Raw genomic sequence first — 14,775 nt, 5'->3', positions numbered from 1 at the left:
ACGGACGCCGCACCCAGTGCCCCCTGATCCCCAGGGACCGGAGCGCGGGGGTGGTCTTCCCAGCGAACATGTAGTCAGTACACGTAGAGTATTGCGTTCGCCCGTGGGTGTGCCGCTTGCTCCGCACCCTCCGTAGTGGGGGACAAGGGGCAGGCCGGACGAGGAGACCCTCCATGCGCACCTTCGGTGTTGAAGAAGAACTCTTGCTGGTCGATGCCGGCACCGGCGAACCGTTGCCGGCCGGGGACTGGGCCGCCGCCCTGCAGGACGAGCCGGCGCCTACCGGCCACCAGGTGAGCGAGGAACTGCAGGAGGAGCAGCTCGAGGTCATCTCCCCGCCCCAGACCACCCTGGCCGGGCAGCTGGCCTCCATCCGTGACGGGCGCGCGCTGGCTGAGCGGGCCGCCGCCCGGGTGGGCGGACGCGTGGTGGCCCTGCCCACGGCGCTGGGGCCGGTCTCCCCGCACCCGGTGCCGGGCCTGCGCCACCGCAGGATCGCCACGAAGTTCGGTCTCACCGCGGCCGAACAGCTCACCAACGGCTTCCATATCCACGTGGGCGTCGACTCCCGCGCCGAGGGCGTGGCGGTGCTGGACCGGATCCGGGTCTGGCTGCCGACCCTGCTGGCCCTGAGCGCGAACTCCCCGTTCTGGCACGGGGACGACACCGGGTTCGCCTCGTACCGCTACCAGGTGTGGTCCCGGTGGCCCACCGCCGGGCCCACCGATGTCTTCGGTTCCCCGGACGCCTACGACCACTACCGGTCGGCCCTGCTGGACACCCAGGTGCCGGTGGACGCGGACATGCTCTACTTCGACGCCCGCCTGTCCGAGCACCACCCGACCGTGGCGATCCGGGTGGCCGACGTCTGCCTGGACGCGCACCATGCCGCGGTGATCGCCGCCCTCACCCGCGCCCTGGTGGAGACGGTCGCCCGGGCCTGGGCCGACGGGGCCCCGGCCATGCCCGTGCCGGCCGCGCTGCTGCGGGCCTGGTCCTGGCAGGCCAGCCGCAACGGGATCGCCGGAGAGTTGATCGATCCGGCCACCGGCACCCCCGCTCCGGCCGGGGACGTCATGATCCGCCTGCTCCACGTCGTGGGTCCGGTGCTGGCCGAATACGGGGAGCGGTCGTCGATCGAGGCCGGGGTCGCGAAGATCCTGCGCGAGGGCACCGGTTCCCAGTACCAGCGTGAGGTCTACGCCGAACGGCACAGCCTCGGCGACGTCATGACCGCCGCATTGGACGCGACCCACCAGGCCCCGTCCGGCCCCTCGGAGTCGCTCGTCACGCCGCGCCCAGAGGACGACACCCCCCAGGGAACGCCGGCCGCCGTGTCGTAGGGCCAAAGGAGGGGGCCTGCTGGTCCGGGTCCAAGTCACCGCCGGCCACGGGGCGGGTTTCGCCGCCCCTTGGGGCACGACCACGGGGCACGCCGACGTCATCGTCTCCGGCTTCTCCGGCACCGCGCAGCCCACGAGGGGGTGGGCGTGGAGAACCGGGTTCTACAGAGCCGAGACGATCCAGATGATCAGGGCGATGGCCACCAGGATCCCGACGATGGTCCAGACAAGACTGCTACCACGCATGGCGTTCCTCCATTCTCCGCGCTCTGCGGATGGTCAATGATTATGGGCACAACAACCCCCTGCAGTTCTAGTGCAGCGGTGCTGTGAATCCCGGATGCCCGCGACGATCTTCGGTGGCCGCCGCTGGAACACCACTGGTTCCGTGTCCCGGAGTCACCGAGAGACCACCTGGGCCTGCAATCGCCACCCCTTGTGAGGCCCGTGCCGGTGACTGCCGAAAACGACGCGCTTCACCCACACTTGCCCTGCGGCCGTCATTTCAGCCACTCGACATGTCTCGGGTACTGGAGACGCTCGTGAATGAGGCAGGCATGGGAGGCAAGACGGCGCAGCTATGGCGACGGCACTCTTCCCGGGAGCCCGGGAAACTCTGGTTGTCCCTGGGCTATGGCCGGAAGGGCTCTGGACGATCAGGCGCTGTGGGCCAGTTCCCGGACCAGGGGTGAGACGAAGAGTTCGGCTGTGGCGATGCGGCGAGCAGCCCGGTGCAGGGTCACCCCGGTGAGGTTGCCGTTGTCATCCGTTGAGATATCCACGGGGATGATCCCCGCGGCCGTGCCGATCCGCAAGGAGGAGCGGGATATGCGGTGAGCGGTGAGCCTGTCAATGATGGTGCCTTGTACGGACGCGGCCGCGGCCGCGGCGACGGCGGAGGTCAGCCCGATGGCCGGGTGCGGAGCCATCATCGAGAGCATGCGGATCGAGACGTCGTAGTCCCCGGCGCTGATCCTGTCTCCGGAGGTGGTGGTGTAGTCCACGGCGGGGCTCGCCACGCCGATCTTGGGGATCGCGTGCGTGATCGGGTCCTCGGGGCGGGACAGTCCCATCTGCAGTGCTGCCTCACGGCGCAAGGACACCAGGGCGGGAACCGCAGCGGTCATGTCCCGAGGGGACTCGGCCCCGTGCAGTCCGAGGTCCGTGTTGCGGGGGTCGACCAGGGCCGCCGGGGCCCCGGCGCTGACCAGTGTGGCGCGGTACGGGGCCCGTCCGGGCTGGAGCACGTCGACGGGGCTGCCGGTGGGCAACAGGTGCGCAGGGCTGCCGGCGGGGTTCTCGAAGGTCAGGCCGACGGGCACTCCGGGTGCGGTTGCCCCGGGGACTGTGGCGTCACCGTCGTAGGGGACCCGGCCGCCGGCCGTGGCGACCTCGGCGACCAAGACGGCTCCGGTGTTCTCGTTGCGCATCCGGACCCGGGTGGTGTCCCCCTGGACCGGGACCAGTCCGGCCTGCACGGCGTAGAGCCCGATCGCGGTGGCGCAGTTTCCGCAGTTGCTGCCCCATTCCACGGTGCGCTCAGCGATTGCGACCTGGGCGAACAGGTAGTCGATGTCGATCCCCTGCTGGTTCGACCTGCGCACGATGGCGGCCTTGGACGTGGTGGAGCTGCCCCCACCGATGCCGTCCAGCTGCCGGGGGTCCCCAGAGCCGAAGGCCGAGGTGAGGATGGTGTCCAGGTCCCCGACGCTGCTCACCAGCGGGTCGATATCCACGGCGTTGAAGAGCCAGCACTTACTGGTTCCACCGCGCATCCAGGTGCCTCGAATGGTGTACATGGTGTGCCTTTCCTACCGAGACCACGTTCGCTGAATGCTGGTGGTGTCTCAGGTCCGCCCTTCACTGTGCCGAGAAACCGACTGAAGGACCATGTTGAGAATGTTCAGAGGTGTTTCGCCGTGCTAAAGGCGGATCAGGCGACCAGCGTGGGCAGCCAGACCATCAACGTCCAGCAGATGGCCGGGGCGATGAGCACCACCAGCCCGGCATTGACGATCAGTTGGCGATAGAAGACGCTGCGGTCGATGCCCTGGGCGTTGGCCAGGACCAGGGCGCCATTCGTGGAGAACGGCGAGACGTCCACGACGGTCGCGGCGATCGACAGTGCGGCCACGACACCGACGACCGGAAGGGCGCCGGTCTCCAGCAGCGGCAGGGCCAGCGGGATGATGGCGGCCAGCAGGGCGGTCGACGAGGCGAAGGCCGACGTGATGCCGATGACGTAGCACAGCACCAGGGCCACCAACAGCGGGGTGCCGAGAGTGATGGCCAGGTGGGCCACGTGATCGATGGTGCCGAGTTCTTCCAGGACGGAGATGTACGTGATCATGCCCGCCACGAGCAGGACCGTGGACCAGCTGATGCCGGCCAGGGCGTCTTTCTGTCCCTTGAGATCGGTGAGGGCGAGCACGGCTCCGGCGGTGATGGCCACGAAGCTGACCGGCAGCTGGAACACCAGGACCAGCACCAACAGGACCGTGATGAGCGCCAAGGTGAGTTTTTGTACCCACGTCACGGACGGCTTCTCCACGAACTCGGCCTCGAAGGCGTCGAGGTCGCTCGGGCGGGTCAGTACGGCCGTGGCCGTGGCTTGCGATGCGGTGCCGACCCCGCCGGGGCATGCGCCAGGGCCGCCGCCGGTGCCCCGCCGGGCGAGCGAGCCGCCGCCGCGCCGTGAGGAGGCTCCCCTCAGTGCGGGACCGCTTGCCGCCCCCGGGCTGCCCAGGGAACTGAAGCCGAGGTCACGGGTCCGGGCGAGCAGGGCATAGACCACGATGGTCAGGATGGAGAGCAGGGTGTTGATTCCGTAGCTGGCGAAGAACAGCGCCCACGGGTCAACCGTCATGCCGTTGTTCTCCACCATGCCTCGCACCAGCACACCGGAGACGGAGATAGGAGAGAAGGCGCCGGCATGGGCCCCGTTGATCAGCATGATGCCCATCACCAGCGGGCTCATCCGGACCTTGGCGGCGAAGGACATGGCCGCCGGGGACAGCAGCGCTACGGCTGCCGGGGTGAACGTGCCCAGTGCGGTGAGCACCGAGGCGACGGCGAAGAAGACCCAGGGGACGATCCGCACCCGGCCCCGCGCCGCCCGGATGCACGAGTTGACCATCAGGTCGATGGTGCCGTTCTTGTTGGCCATGCCGAAGAAGTACGTCACGCCAATGATCGTCAGCACGATCGAGCTGGGGAACGCGGAGAGGATCTCCTTGTCGTCGTAGCCCAGGACCATCGCCCCGACCGCGAAAGCCCCGATAAAGCCGAGGATGCCGATGTTCACGGGCAGGATGCTGGCGATGACGAACATCGCCAGCAAGGCGACGAGGGGAAGTATCTCTACTGAACTCATGGTGTTTGTCCTTGACCTCTGGGTGATGCACGGTTGACCAATCGGGCAGGTCCCCCGTCCCGGGAACGAGACCGCTCGGGCTCCGCCTGGGGCGGTCTCCTCGTGGCGGCTCAACGTCGTGCAGATCACATTATGGCGCAGATCACTTCAGTACAATGTAAGCTTTCTAAGGGACTATTTAGGTACGCTTAATTCAGGTAGTCACAGGAGGGAAGTGCCCGGATGAGCCAGTCGTCCATCTTTGACGTGGTGACGCTGTTCCTGCTCCTCGACATCGCGGACGAGGGGTCACTGACCGGTGGGGCGGACCTGGCCGGAATGACCGCCTCCGCTGCGTCCCAGCGGATCAGCAAGCTCGAGAGGTCCATCAAGCAACCGGTACTGGTGCGGATGCCGCGCGGGGTGAGCTTGACCGCGGCCGGAGAGGTGCTGGTCTCCCGCGCCCGGTTGTTCCGCCGGGAGATGCGGGCAGCACGCGGCGACCTCGAGGCCCTGCGGGGGCTGCAGCACGGCACCGTGCGGCTCGGTTCCTTCCCTACGGTCAGCGCCTCGATCCTCTCCGAGGCACTGAAGGAGTTCCATCTGCGGTGGCCGGACATCGACGTGCAGGTGCGCTCGGCCAACCGGCCACAGCTCATAGACATGCTCAACTCCAGCGAGGTCGAGATGGCGACCCTGTGGAGCTACGAATGGACCGAGGACACGGAAAGGTCCCTGACGCTACAACCCCTCATGGACGATCCGACCATGCTGTTGTTGCCAGCGGACCGCGAAGTGAGCCAGGAAGGCGCCCTGCTGGGTTCACTGCGGTCCCAACGGTGGATAGTCCGCGCGGCGGACCATCCGGCGGCCGAAGCGTTGTACCGCAGTTGCCACTCTGCGGGATTCGAACCCAACGTGGTCTACCAGGCACATGACTATCAGGAGATCGCGGCCATGGTCGCCGCCGGCGTGGGCATTGCCATGGTTCCCCGACTGGCCGTGGACCGCAACCGTCCCGACGTGCAGGCCGTCTCCTTCAGCGCCACGGACCAGGTCCCGACGCGGTCGATCTACATCGCCACGTTGGCGCGACGGACCTACACCCCGGCCATGGACGCTGTGGCCAAGGCCCTGCACTGGGCTGCCGATCGGACGCAGCAATCCTGGACTGAGGCGGCTCCGGACGGCGAACCGGTGCGGGCGCCTCACGCGCTCTAGTACTGATTTCCCTGTAGGGGACAGGCGCAGCACAAGAACGGCACGGTGTTTCGGGGGCCGGGCCGACTGCTTGCCCCGGGGAAGTGACCGGTTCGCCGAGCCCGTAGCACTATGGCCGCCGGCAAAGGCGTGCGGAGAGAAGGTGGCGGCACGGAACTCAGGAGGTGGCCGCGGACGGCAACCCGGGGAGCCCTGTGACTGTCCGATGGAAACGGCGGTTCTGCGCAGTCTGGTTTCGCGGTTGCACGAGGGCAACCCGGCATCGGCAGGACCCTCTTGACCCGATCTACTCGGCACCGGCACCGGCGCGCACACTCTCTGAGGCACCCCTGCCCCGGGCTCACGAGGGTCGCTGGGCCAGCCGCGCAGCCAGGAGACCGCCGGTGCAGAACATGACGGTCAGGACCAGCACCAGCAGCAGGGGAGCGGTCCAGCCACCAGAGGTCGCGTTCAGCCAGCCGGCCAGGGGCGGGGTGATCGTGGCGACCAGGTAACCACCGGTCTGCACCCACGCCGAACCGGAGGCGGCCTCTGCGTCGGTGGAGGCCACCCGGGCGATGATGGAGAAGATGGCGGTGAACCCGCCGCCCTGGGCGATGCCGCCGATGATGGACCACAGCACGTAGGCCTCCGGGGCCAGGAGCAGGCCCAGGGGCAGGATGATCCAGAGCACTCCCATCACGGCCACCGGGACCCAGAGCCCGCGGGCCCGGAGCGCGAGCACCGGCACGCCGAAGGCCCCCACGATGGCCGCCACCTGGAACAGCGACGCCGTGGCACCCGAGGCTCCCGCGGCCAACCCCATGGCATCACTCAGCAGGGTCGGCAGCCAGGTGGTGGTGGCGTAGTAGGCCCCGGACTGCCCGCAGAAGGCCACGGTGAGCAGGACGATGATCAGCCGGAAGCGGGGCCGGCCGGCGCCCGGGCCCGGAACCGCCCCCGTGGCCGGGGTTGGACCGGTGGCGGAGGCGCCTGCCGGCGTCGGGGTGTCCCGGACGCCGTCCGCGGAGGTGCCCGGCGAAGCGTCGGTGGGGCCAGGTTCCGGCGTGGCGGCGGCCCGGGTGCGCAGGCGCCGGGACCACCACAGCCAGTAGGCCAGCCCGATGGCGGTGAGGACTGCCCAGGCCGCGATCGCCCAGCGCCAGCCCACGGCCTCGGCCAGGGGCGCGGTGACCAACAACGTGAGCATGGAACCGACGTTCATGGCCGCCGAGTACGCGCCGGTGGCCAGGGACACCTGGCGCCAGGGCACGTCCCGCCGGATGATCACCGGCACGGCGATGTTGCCCAGGGTGATCGCGACGCCGATGACCGCAGTCCCGGCCAGTACCACCCAGGCCGGACCCGTGGAGCGGATGACGGTGCCCGCGAGCACACCGGACAGGCATAGCAGGACGACCGCCTCGGGGCCGAAGCGGCGGATCCATCGGGTGGCCAGCGGGGTGGCCAGGGCGAAGATCAGGACCGGCAGGCCCGTCAACAGGCCGGCGCCGACGGCGTTGAGTGAGGTGTCGGCCTGGATCGGACCGAGCACGGCAGTCGGCGCGATGATGGGGGCGCGCAGGTTCAGGGCGAGGACGACGATGCCCGCGATGACCCAGGGCAGGGCGGGGCGCAGTGCTGGCGAGCGGTTCGTGGCGGTCTCCTTCGGGGCTGTGGGCAGCGGGCGCTGGACTGATGCCGAACCGGACCATCGCGCTGCGCGTGCCCTTGTCAGTGTGCCAGTCCGAGGGTGCCTGTCCCGCTGTGAGCGTGGCGAGCCCGCCATGGTGGCCGGCCGGATCTGCGGGGCAAGGAGATCCTGGCGCGCCGCGGGGATCTACGCCTGGGCTTGAAGCGTTCGATTCTGGGCCGCGCCGGGCCGGGTCTCGAGTATCTCCAGGAAGTGGGCGCGCATGCGGGGGCGGTCGGGTTCGATGCCGGTGATGAGTCGGAAGGCGTCTACGGCCTGACCGACGGCCATGTGCCCACCGTCGAGGACGCGGCAACCGGCCGCGCGTGCGGCCACGATGAGGTCGGTGTCCACCGGAAGGTAGATCACCTCGGCCACCCACTGGGTGCCATCGAGTAACCCGGTGTCGAGGGGAGCACCGGGGTGGTGGTGCATGCCCACCGGGGTGGCGTTGACGATGCCGTCAGCGGCCGGGACCAGTCCGGGCAGGTCCGCGGTGGTGGCGGCGTCCACGGTCTGGCCGGGGAACATGGCACTCATGGCGTGGGCGAGTTCGGTGGCGCGGGCAGGGGCGACGTCGACCAGGTACAGGTGCTGCACGCCCTCGCTCAGCAGCGCGGCGGCCACCGCGGAGCCTGCCCCACCGGTGCCGAGCTGGACCACCGTGTCCTTGGGGGCGTCGGACAGTTCGGTGGCCAGTCCGGCGGCAAAACCGGACTGGTCGGTGTTGTGGCCGATGAACCGCCCGTCGCGGATGAGCACGGTGTTGACCGCCTTCAGGGCGGCGGCCTCGGGGGAGAGCTCGTCGAGGTGGGGCAGGACGAGTTGCTTGCAGGGATGGGTGATGTTGAAGGCGTTGAATCCCAGGTCGCGGCCGGCGTCCAGCAACTCGCCGACGCCCTCGGCCGGGCGGCCGATGAGGTCGAGGTCGATGGGGCGGTAGAGGTAATGCAGGCCGTGGTGGCGGGCCTCGGCCTCGTGCAGGGCGGGGGAGGTGCTGGCGGTGATGCCGGACCCGATCAGCCCCACCAGGTAGGACTCGGACGTGGTGCTCATGGAACTCCTCGGAGGGGGCGGTACAGGCGGCTGTAGGCGAATCGTGGCTGTGGCCACGGGTCGCTCAGGGGCGGGCGGGCAGTTCCGCGGCCAGCCGCTCTGCGGCCTGGCGGAGGGCTGACAGGTGTTCCTCCAGCCCATCTAGGCTGGTGCGGAAGATCGGGGCGGCCAGGGTGACCGCGCCGATCAGTCGGTGGGCAGGGGAGAGCACGGGCACGGCGATGCCGGCCATGCCCATATCGTTCTCCTCTGACTGCCCGGCCCAGCCCTGCTGGCGGACCTGTTCGATCTGGCGGCGCAGTTCCTCGCGGTCGGTGACCGAGTGCTCGGTGCGCGGAGTGAGGTCAATGGTCTCGAGCAGGTGTTCCCTGGTGCCGGGGTCGGCGAAGGCGAGCAGGACCTTGCCCGAGGCGATGGTGTGCAGCGGTGCCCGGTCGCCCGGGTCGGTGGTCGTGCGGAACTGGGGTCCGTCCACCTTGAGGGCGGTAAGGCTGCGGTCGCCGTCCAGGACGTGCAGCACCGAGCTCTCCCCGGTTTCCTGGGTGAGCTGGCGCAGGATGGGCTCGGCCGCCCCATCGAACCCGCGCTGGTGGGCGACCTTCTGGCCCAGCTGGTACAGGCGCACCCCCAGCCGGTAACGCTTGTCCAAGGGGTCATAGGTGACGAAATCCGCCTCCACCAGCGTGTTCACCAACCGATAGGCGGTGCTGAACGGGTGACCCGTGGCCTCGGCGATCTCGCCGGCGGTGGCCCCGTCCGGATAGTCCCCCAGCAGGGTGAGCAGATCCAGCACCTTGGTCGCGGTACCGGATTTCGCGGCCGCCATAGCTTCCTCCTTGACACGTGTTGTGCCTCACAGCATACTCGTAAACCAGAATGCAGCAACAGTTGCCAATAAATGAAATGAACTACGGGGTGTGGCTGTCATCATCGGAGCTCAAGTCCTTGCCACTCCCACCGGGCCCGAGGGCACACCCGCGGGCGGACCCACCCCACCGATTCTGATCAGCAGGAGTCACCCTGATGTCCACCCCTTCACCCGCGGGCACCTCGTCCGCCCCCGCCGTCGATTCGCTTGCGGAACAGCATCAGCTCAAGCGTGCCCGCAAGGCCTCCCTGGCCGCCTTCCTGGGCGGGGCGCTGGAGTACTACGACTTCTTCATCTACGCCACCGCCGCATCCCTGATCTTCAGCCAGATCTTCTTTCCGGCTGGGGACCCGACCGTGGCCCTGATCCAGTCCTTCGCGATCTTCGGGGTCGGGTACGTCTTCCGCCCGCTGGGCGCCTTCGTCTTCGGCCATCTCGGGGACAAGATCGGACGCAAGAACACACTGGTGATGACCTTGGTGCTGATGGGGGCGGCGACGTTCTTGATCGGTATGCTCCCGGACTTCGAGACGGCCGGGTACTGGGCGCCGATCCTGCTGGTGTCGATGCGCGTCCTGCAGGGGCTCTCTGCCGGTGGCGAGACCGCCGGGGCCGCGGCGTTGACCATGGAGGAGTCTCCGGTCGGGCGCAGGGCGTTCTTCCCCAGCTTCGCGATGAGTGGCATCTCCGCCGGCATCGTGTTGGCCTCCCTGGCCTTCCTGCCCGTGGCGGCCATGTCCGAGGAGGCGCGGTTGGCGTGGGGCTGGCGCATCCCGTTCTGGCTCTCGCTCGTCGTGCTGGTCGTGGCCTACCTGGTCCGCCGGTCGCTGGAGGAGCCCGAGGTCTTCGAGCAGAAGGCCGAGCACAAGGACCTGGTGAAGCTGCCCTTCGCCGAGATGTTCCGGACCCACCCGGCCCAGTTCTTCCAGGTCACGCTGATGTCCTTCCAGGTCGTGACGAACACCTTCATGCAGGCCTTCGGTCTGGCCTACGCCACCCAGGTGGTGGGTATCCCGGCCGCGACCATGCTGTGGGTGAGCATCCTGGGCAACGCCCTGGCGATCTTCACCCAGCCCCTGTTCGCCGCGATCTCGGACCGGGTCGGACGCAAGCCGATGTTCATCGGCGGGGTCGCGGGCTCGGCCGTGCTGATCTTCGTCTACTTCAACGTGCTCTCCACAGGGAACATCGCCATGATCTTCCTGGCCAGCACCCTGATCACCGCCGGCACCTACGCGGCGTCGAACTCCATCTACCCGGGCTGGTTCCCCGAACTGTTCAACGTCCGGGTGCGCTACTCCGGCATGGCCATCGGCCTGCAGATCGGCATCCTCTGCGCCGGTTTCACCCCCACCCTCGGCACCGCCCTGGTCGGCGGCGACCCGGCCAACTGGGGACCGGCGGCCTGGATCGTGGCCGGCTCTTCGATCATCGCCACCATCGGCGCACTCTGGGCCAAGGAAACCTACCGCACCCCACTGGACCAGCTCGGCGCACCGGTCCACCACCCCGAGGCTCACGGCGCCGTCAGCCGCTGAACCGCCACCCCTGTCAGACAACCGCACAGCACCGCCTCGCCGTAGGGGACGGCCCCAGAAGAGACGGATCTTCTGGGGCCGTCCCATGACGTCCAGGACTACGACGGGGTCGCCAATAAACGCGGCTGAGCCGATCGCATGCGCCGCCTATCAACACCTGCCAGACCTGACCGCTCGTCTCCGTAGTTCACCCCCGCCACCCTCACTTCGCGCCAACAGTCACGACAAGCACCGTTTGCCGGGACCCAGAGCCCCTCCTCAGGAGTCGAACGTCGTTTGAGGGGGTATGGCGGCGGGGAGCGCGCGGCTGGAGTCACTGCGATGGGCATGACTCGGCGCGTCAGGACGGCCTGTTCGGGCGTGCTTCGTATGCCGCCCCGTCATCGGGAGGGTTCACCGGTCGGGGCCTAACGGGACACCTCGGGAGGGGAAGTGTTGTTCGTACAGGTCACGTGTGGGGTGCCCGGTGGGGGTTGGTTGACGGGACGTTCTTGCTCGGGCGATGGGCAGAGGCTACTGCTCTCCGCCCAGCGGAGGGCGTGGTGCTGATCCGACAGAATCGATCCGGGGAAGTCGGGCGAAGGAGACCCCGCTTCGACGAGGGTGAAGGGTGAAGGGAATGACCATGATCGAAATCCTCAACCGCCTCATCGATGAAATTGAGCAGCACCTCGGTGAGGACCTGGACATCGACGAACTCGCGGCAGCGATGGGAACGACGGGTTACCACGCGCGTCGGATGTTCTCGTCGCTGGCTGGAATGCCGGTGTCCGACTACGTGCGGCGGAGGCGTATGACCGTCGCTGCGGCCGATCTCGTCGGGGATGAGGATCTGCTCGCCGTCGCCGTGCGCTACGGATACGGTTCGACGGAAGCCTTCGGGCGAGCGTTCCGTTCCGTGCATGGGGTGAGCCACGGATTCGTCCGTCGCCATGGTGGCCCCCTTCGCAGTCAACCGCTACTCAGGTTTCGCCTGACCGTCGAAGGGAGCACTCCAGTGGATGCCCGAATCGTTGCACGACCCGACTTCCGCTTGATCGGCCACGCTGCACGTGTGCCGCTGATCCACGAGGGCGTCAACCCGCACATCCAGCGGCACGTCGAGTCTCTGCCCGCTTCCGAGCATGAGCGTCTCAAGGGTCTCAGCAACACCAGCCCGTTGGGGCTGTTGCAGGTCAGTGCTGGCCTTGACCCTGACTACGCCGAGGGAAGTGAACTGACCTATCTGCACGGCGTGGCGGTCAGCGCCGAGACCCGGATTCCCGAGGACCTCGACACGATCGTCGTGGACGCGGGTATGTGGGTGATCTTCCGTACCTCCGGCGCTCACCCGGAGGCTCTGCAAGAGGCGTATGCGGCGTCCGCAACAGAATGGTTCCCCTCGAACCCGTGGCGGCTGCGCCCCGGACCGTCTATTGTCTCGGTGCTCGACCGTGCCCCAGACTTCTCCACGTCGACGTGTGAGATCTGGTTCCCCATCGAGCGCGCCTGAACCGGGCGCGGGCCGGGCTCCGAAGTTATCGGAGCCCGGCCCGGCCTCGGTGAAAAAGGAGCAGCCCATTGCCGCTCACGTGCCGAGCCGTCGTCGAGATCTTGGCCGAAGACGCCGCCCACGCTGCTGCCTCGATGTCAGAGGGACCACCGGACCTCAACCTGGTGCGTGCATTTGTCGCAACCGGGCGATGCGCCCATTGTTCGGACCATCCTCGGACCGCGTCCCGCAGGCTGATCGGCGTGCGCGATCGTCCGCCGAGGGCCATCACCCGCGCCGCCGTAGTGCTCACGCTCCCGTCTCTGTCTGTTGTGAGGACCGACGTCGGAACCGCAGCAGCGCGCTGGCCAGATAGCAGACGCCCGCCAGGATCAACAGGCCTCCGCCCAGAGTGCTGCGTGGAATGACGATGTCCCCCACTAATAGCCCGACGCCGACAAGCAGGATTGCCACGCCGATCAGATAGGCCTGAATCGTCTCGGTCACGTAGGTGCTTCGAGTACCCATGCACCCGATCTTGCCTCAATAGGTGCATGACGGCCGCACCGTCAGTCCGAGTGCAACGCTCCTGCTGGCCGCTGTCAGACGATTCATTTCTTCCTAGAGCGGTAAGCCCACCACGCGCTACCTTGGGGGCATCCCAGACCAGAGGAGGGCCCATGGGCAAGGTCGTCCTGTACGCCTCGGTATCGGTGGACGGGTTCATCGCGGACGAGCACGACCAGCCCGGACCCCTGTTCGACTGGTTGTCCAGCGGTGACGTCCCGTTGGACGACAGCGGCGTGTTGACGGTGTCACAGACCTCTTACGACTACACCCGGCCGTACTGGGACCAGATCGGGGTGACCATCGCCGGCCGCCACGTCTTCGACCTGACGGACGGCTGGGACGGGATGCCTCCGGCCGGAGTCGACCACGTGGTCGTCGTGACCCATCGGGGCAGGCCCGAGAGCTGGGACCCCGAGGCGCCGTTTCGCTTCGTCGACGGCGTCGAGGCCGCCGTGGCCACCGCCCAGGAGCTCGCCGGTGACCGCATCGTCGAGGTCGCCGCAGGCGAGGTCGGCGGTCAGGTGCTGGCCGCGGGCATGGTCGACGAGGTGCGCATGGACGTCGTACCCGTCGTGTTCGGGACCGGCAAGCCCTACTTCGGCTCCGTCCACGCACAACACCTACTGGAGGATCCCGAGGTGGTGATTCAGGGCAACCGGGTGCTTCACCTGCGCTATCGGGTGCGCCGTTGACCGATCCCCTTGCGAACACGATTAGACGCAAGCGGTCAGATAGCTCTGCGAAAAGTCGGCCGCTTATCTCTGTGATTCACATCCCCGAGAATCCGGGGAACCTGACAGACCTCAAGTTGTCGTCGAGGACCGCGTTTCAGCGTCGCATCAAACCAAGGTGGTCTCAACCGGTCAGTGCACCACCGGGGATTCTCAGGGTATCGCGGGCTTGGCCGAGGCCGTGATGGGGGCTTGGTAGAGGGCATTGGAGCTGGCCCATTCCAGGACCCGCCGGGGTACCGCCGTGATAATCGGGGATCTAGACGGCCCCTATGGGAACCGGTGGATCCCGACTCCACGTCTCGGTGAGCAGGTGGATGATCGGTACCGCGGTGGTGCTCCGTTTGATGCGCCGTACTGAGGCAGTACAGCTTCTGCAGGCATCAGTCAGTCCTCCTGGCCGTCGAGTTTCTCCCGGATCTCCACCGCGTCCTCGGTCACCTCGGCGGCCGTCTCCGGGGCGGTGACCGCGGGCATGGCGCCGGTGACGGCCGGTGCCGGGGTGAGCATTGAGGCGTAGTCGTGCTCGTGGGTGTACGTCAGGAACCCGAGGTGTGCCTCGTAGCGGTCCAACACGTCGTCGATGACCTGCTGCCGGGTGACGCCGTAGAGGTCATAGCCCTCGGAGCCGGTCTGGGCGAACACCTCGATGCGGTAGTACACGTCCGTGGCGCGGGACATCGAGCCACGGCCACCGAACTTCGGCACGGGCGCCTCGACCACTTGGGCGTGGTACTGGAAGCCGCGATGCTCCGGGATGGTGACCGTGAGCTTGTGCCCGGAGATCGTGGATGCGGGGTCCGGGGTGAGGTCCAAGGTGGCCTCGTAGCCTTGGGCCGTGAACTCGCGCAGGACGTCCGCCAGGGCGGGCTGCACCGTGCCCTCCATGAACTGGGCGACCTGCCGCTTCGAGGGGTAGGACCGCATGCCGGCCAGGCGCTGGCGCCAGGTCC

Annotated in this window: 11 protein-coding genes and 1 pseudogene; 5 read left to right on the top strand and 7 right to left on the bottom strand. The window is 68.0% G+C overall.

The window, feature by feature from the left end:
* The first annotated feature begins 173 nt into the window (after positions 1-173).
* A complete protein-coding gene (locus CITRI_RS0104690; protein ID WP_010143486.1) occupies positions 174-1,343 on the top strand; it encodes a glutamate--cysteine ligase in 1,170 nt (389 codons plus the stop codon).
* A gap of 656 nt (positions 1,344-1,999) precedes the next feature.
* Here CITRI_RS0104690 and CITRI_RS0104680 read toward each other — a convergent pair.
* Both CITRI_RS0104680 and CITRI_RS0104675 read right to left on the bottom strand, forming a co-directional pair.
* The gene (locus CITRI_RS0104680) at positions 2,000-3,142 is read right to left on the bottom strand and encodes a PrpF domain-containing protein (RefSeq protein WP_010143485.1); all 1,143 of its coding nucleotides are present in this window, start codon (positions 3,140-3,142) and stop codon (positions 2,000-2,002) included.
* Positions 3,143-3,276: 134 nt separating this feature from the next.
* Positions 3,277-4,716: an SLC13 family permease gene (locus tag CITRI_RS0104675; protein ID WP_029139050.1), complete on the bottom strand. Its 1,440-nt coding sequence runs from the start codon at positions 4,714-4,716 to the stop codon at positions 3,277-3,279.
* Positions 4,717-4,938: 222 nt separating this feature from the next.
* On the opposite strand from CITRI_RS0104675, the gene CITRI_RS0104670 reads away from it, so the two are divergent.
* The gene (locus CITRI_RS0104670; protein WP_010143483.1) at positions 4,939-5,916 is read left to right on the top strand and encodes a LysR family transcriptional regulator; all 978 of its coding nucleotides are present in this window, start codon (positions 4,939-4,941) and stop codon (positions 5,914-5,916) included.
* Positions 5,917-6,256: 340 nt separating this feature from the next.
* Here the strand turns inward: CITRI_RS0104670 and CITRI_RS0104665 are convergent, their stop codons facing one another.
* From CITRI_RS0104665 to CITRI_RS0104655, 3 genes are all read right to left on the bottom strand, one after another.
* On the bottom strand, positions 6,257-7,522 hold the full coding sequence (locus tag CITRI_RS0104665; RefSeq protein ID WP_237708989.1) for a CynX/NimT family MFS transporter: 1,266 nt from the start codon (positions 7,520-7,522) through the stop codon (positions 6,257-6,259).
* A gap of 213 nt (positions 7,523-7,735) precedes the next feature.
* Positions 7,736-8,644, bottom strand: a complete 909-nt coding sequence (locus tag CITRI_RS0104660) for a shikimate dehydrogenase (protein WP_010143481.1) — start codon at positions 8,642-8,644, stop codon at positions 7,736-7,738.
* Between the two features lie 64 nt (positions 8,645-8,708).
* Complete coding sequence (locus CITRI_RS0104655; protein WP_010143480.1) at positions 8,709-9,470, bottom strand: IclR family transcriptional regulator; 762 nt, start codon at positions 9,468-9,470, stop codon at positions 8,709-8,711.
* A gap of 197 nt (positions 9,471-9,667) precedes the next feature.
* On the opposite strand from CITRI_RS0104655, the gene CITRI_RS0104650 reads away from it, so the two are divergent.
* Complete coding sequence (locus tag CITRI_RS0104650; protein WP_010143479.1) at positions 9,668-11,050, top strand: MFS transporter; 1,383 nt, start codon at positions 9,668-9,670, stop codon at positions 11,048-11,050.
* Between the two features lie 625 nt (positions 11,051-11,675).
* A complete protein-coding gene (locus CITRI_RS0104645) occupies positions 11,676-12,542 on the top strand; it encodes an AraC family transcriptional regulator (protein WP_029139048.1) in 867 nt (288 codons plus the stop codon).
* Between the two features lie 288 nt (positions 12,543-12,830).
* Here CITRI_RS0104645 and CITRI_RS0104640 read toward each other — a convergent pair whose 3' ends face one another.
* Entirely contained in the window at positions 12,831-13,028 is a 198-nt protein-coding gene (locus CITRI_RS0104640) for a hypothetical protein (RefSeq protein WP_141565956.1), read from the bottom strand.
* Between the two features lie 173 nt (positions 13,029-13,201).
* Between CITRI_RS0104640 and CITRI_RS0104635 the strand changes: the two genes are divergently transcribed.
* Positions 13,202-13,783 carry a dihydrofolate reductase family protein gene (locus CITRI_RS0104635; protein ID WP_010143476.1) on the top strand — a complete coding sequence of 194 codons (582 nt, stop codon included), beginning with the start codon at positions 13,202-13,204 and terminating at the stop codon, positions 13,781-13,783.
* 426 nt (positions 13,784-14,209) lie between these two features.
* Here the strand turns inward: CITRI_RS0104635 and CITRI_RS16360 are convergent.
* Positions 14,210-14,775, bottom strand: a pseudogene (locus CITRI_RS16360) (high-affinity choline transporter BetT); the annotation flags it as partial.

It is taken from the genome of Citricoccus sp. CH26A, from assembly GCF_000224415.1.
In the GTDB taxonomy this organism is placed as follows: Bacteria; Actinomycetota; Actinomycetes; order Actinomycetales; family Micrococcaceae; genus Citricoccus.
This window is presented reverse-complemented; position numbering and strand designations above follow the sequence as displayed.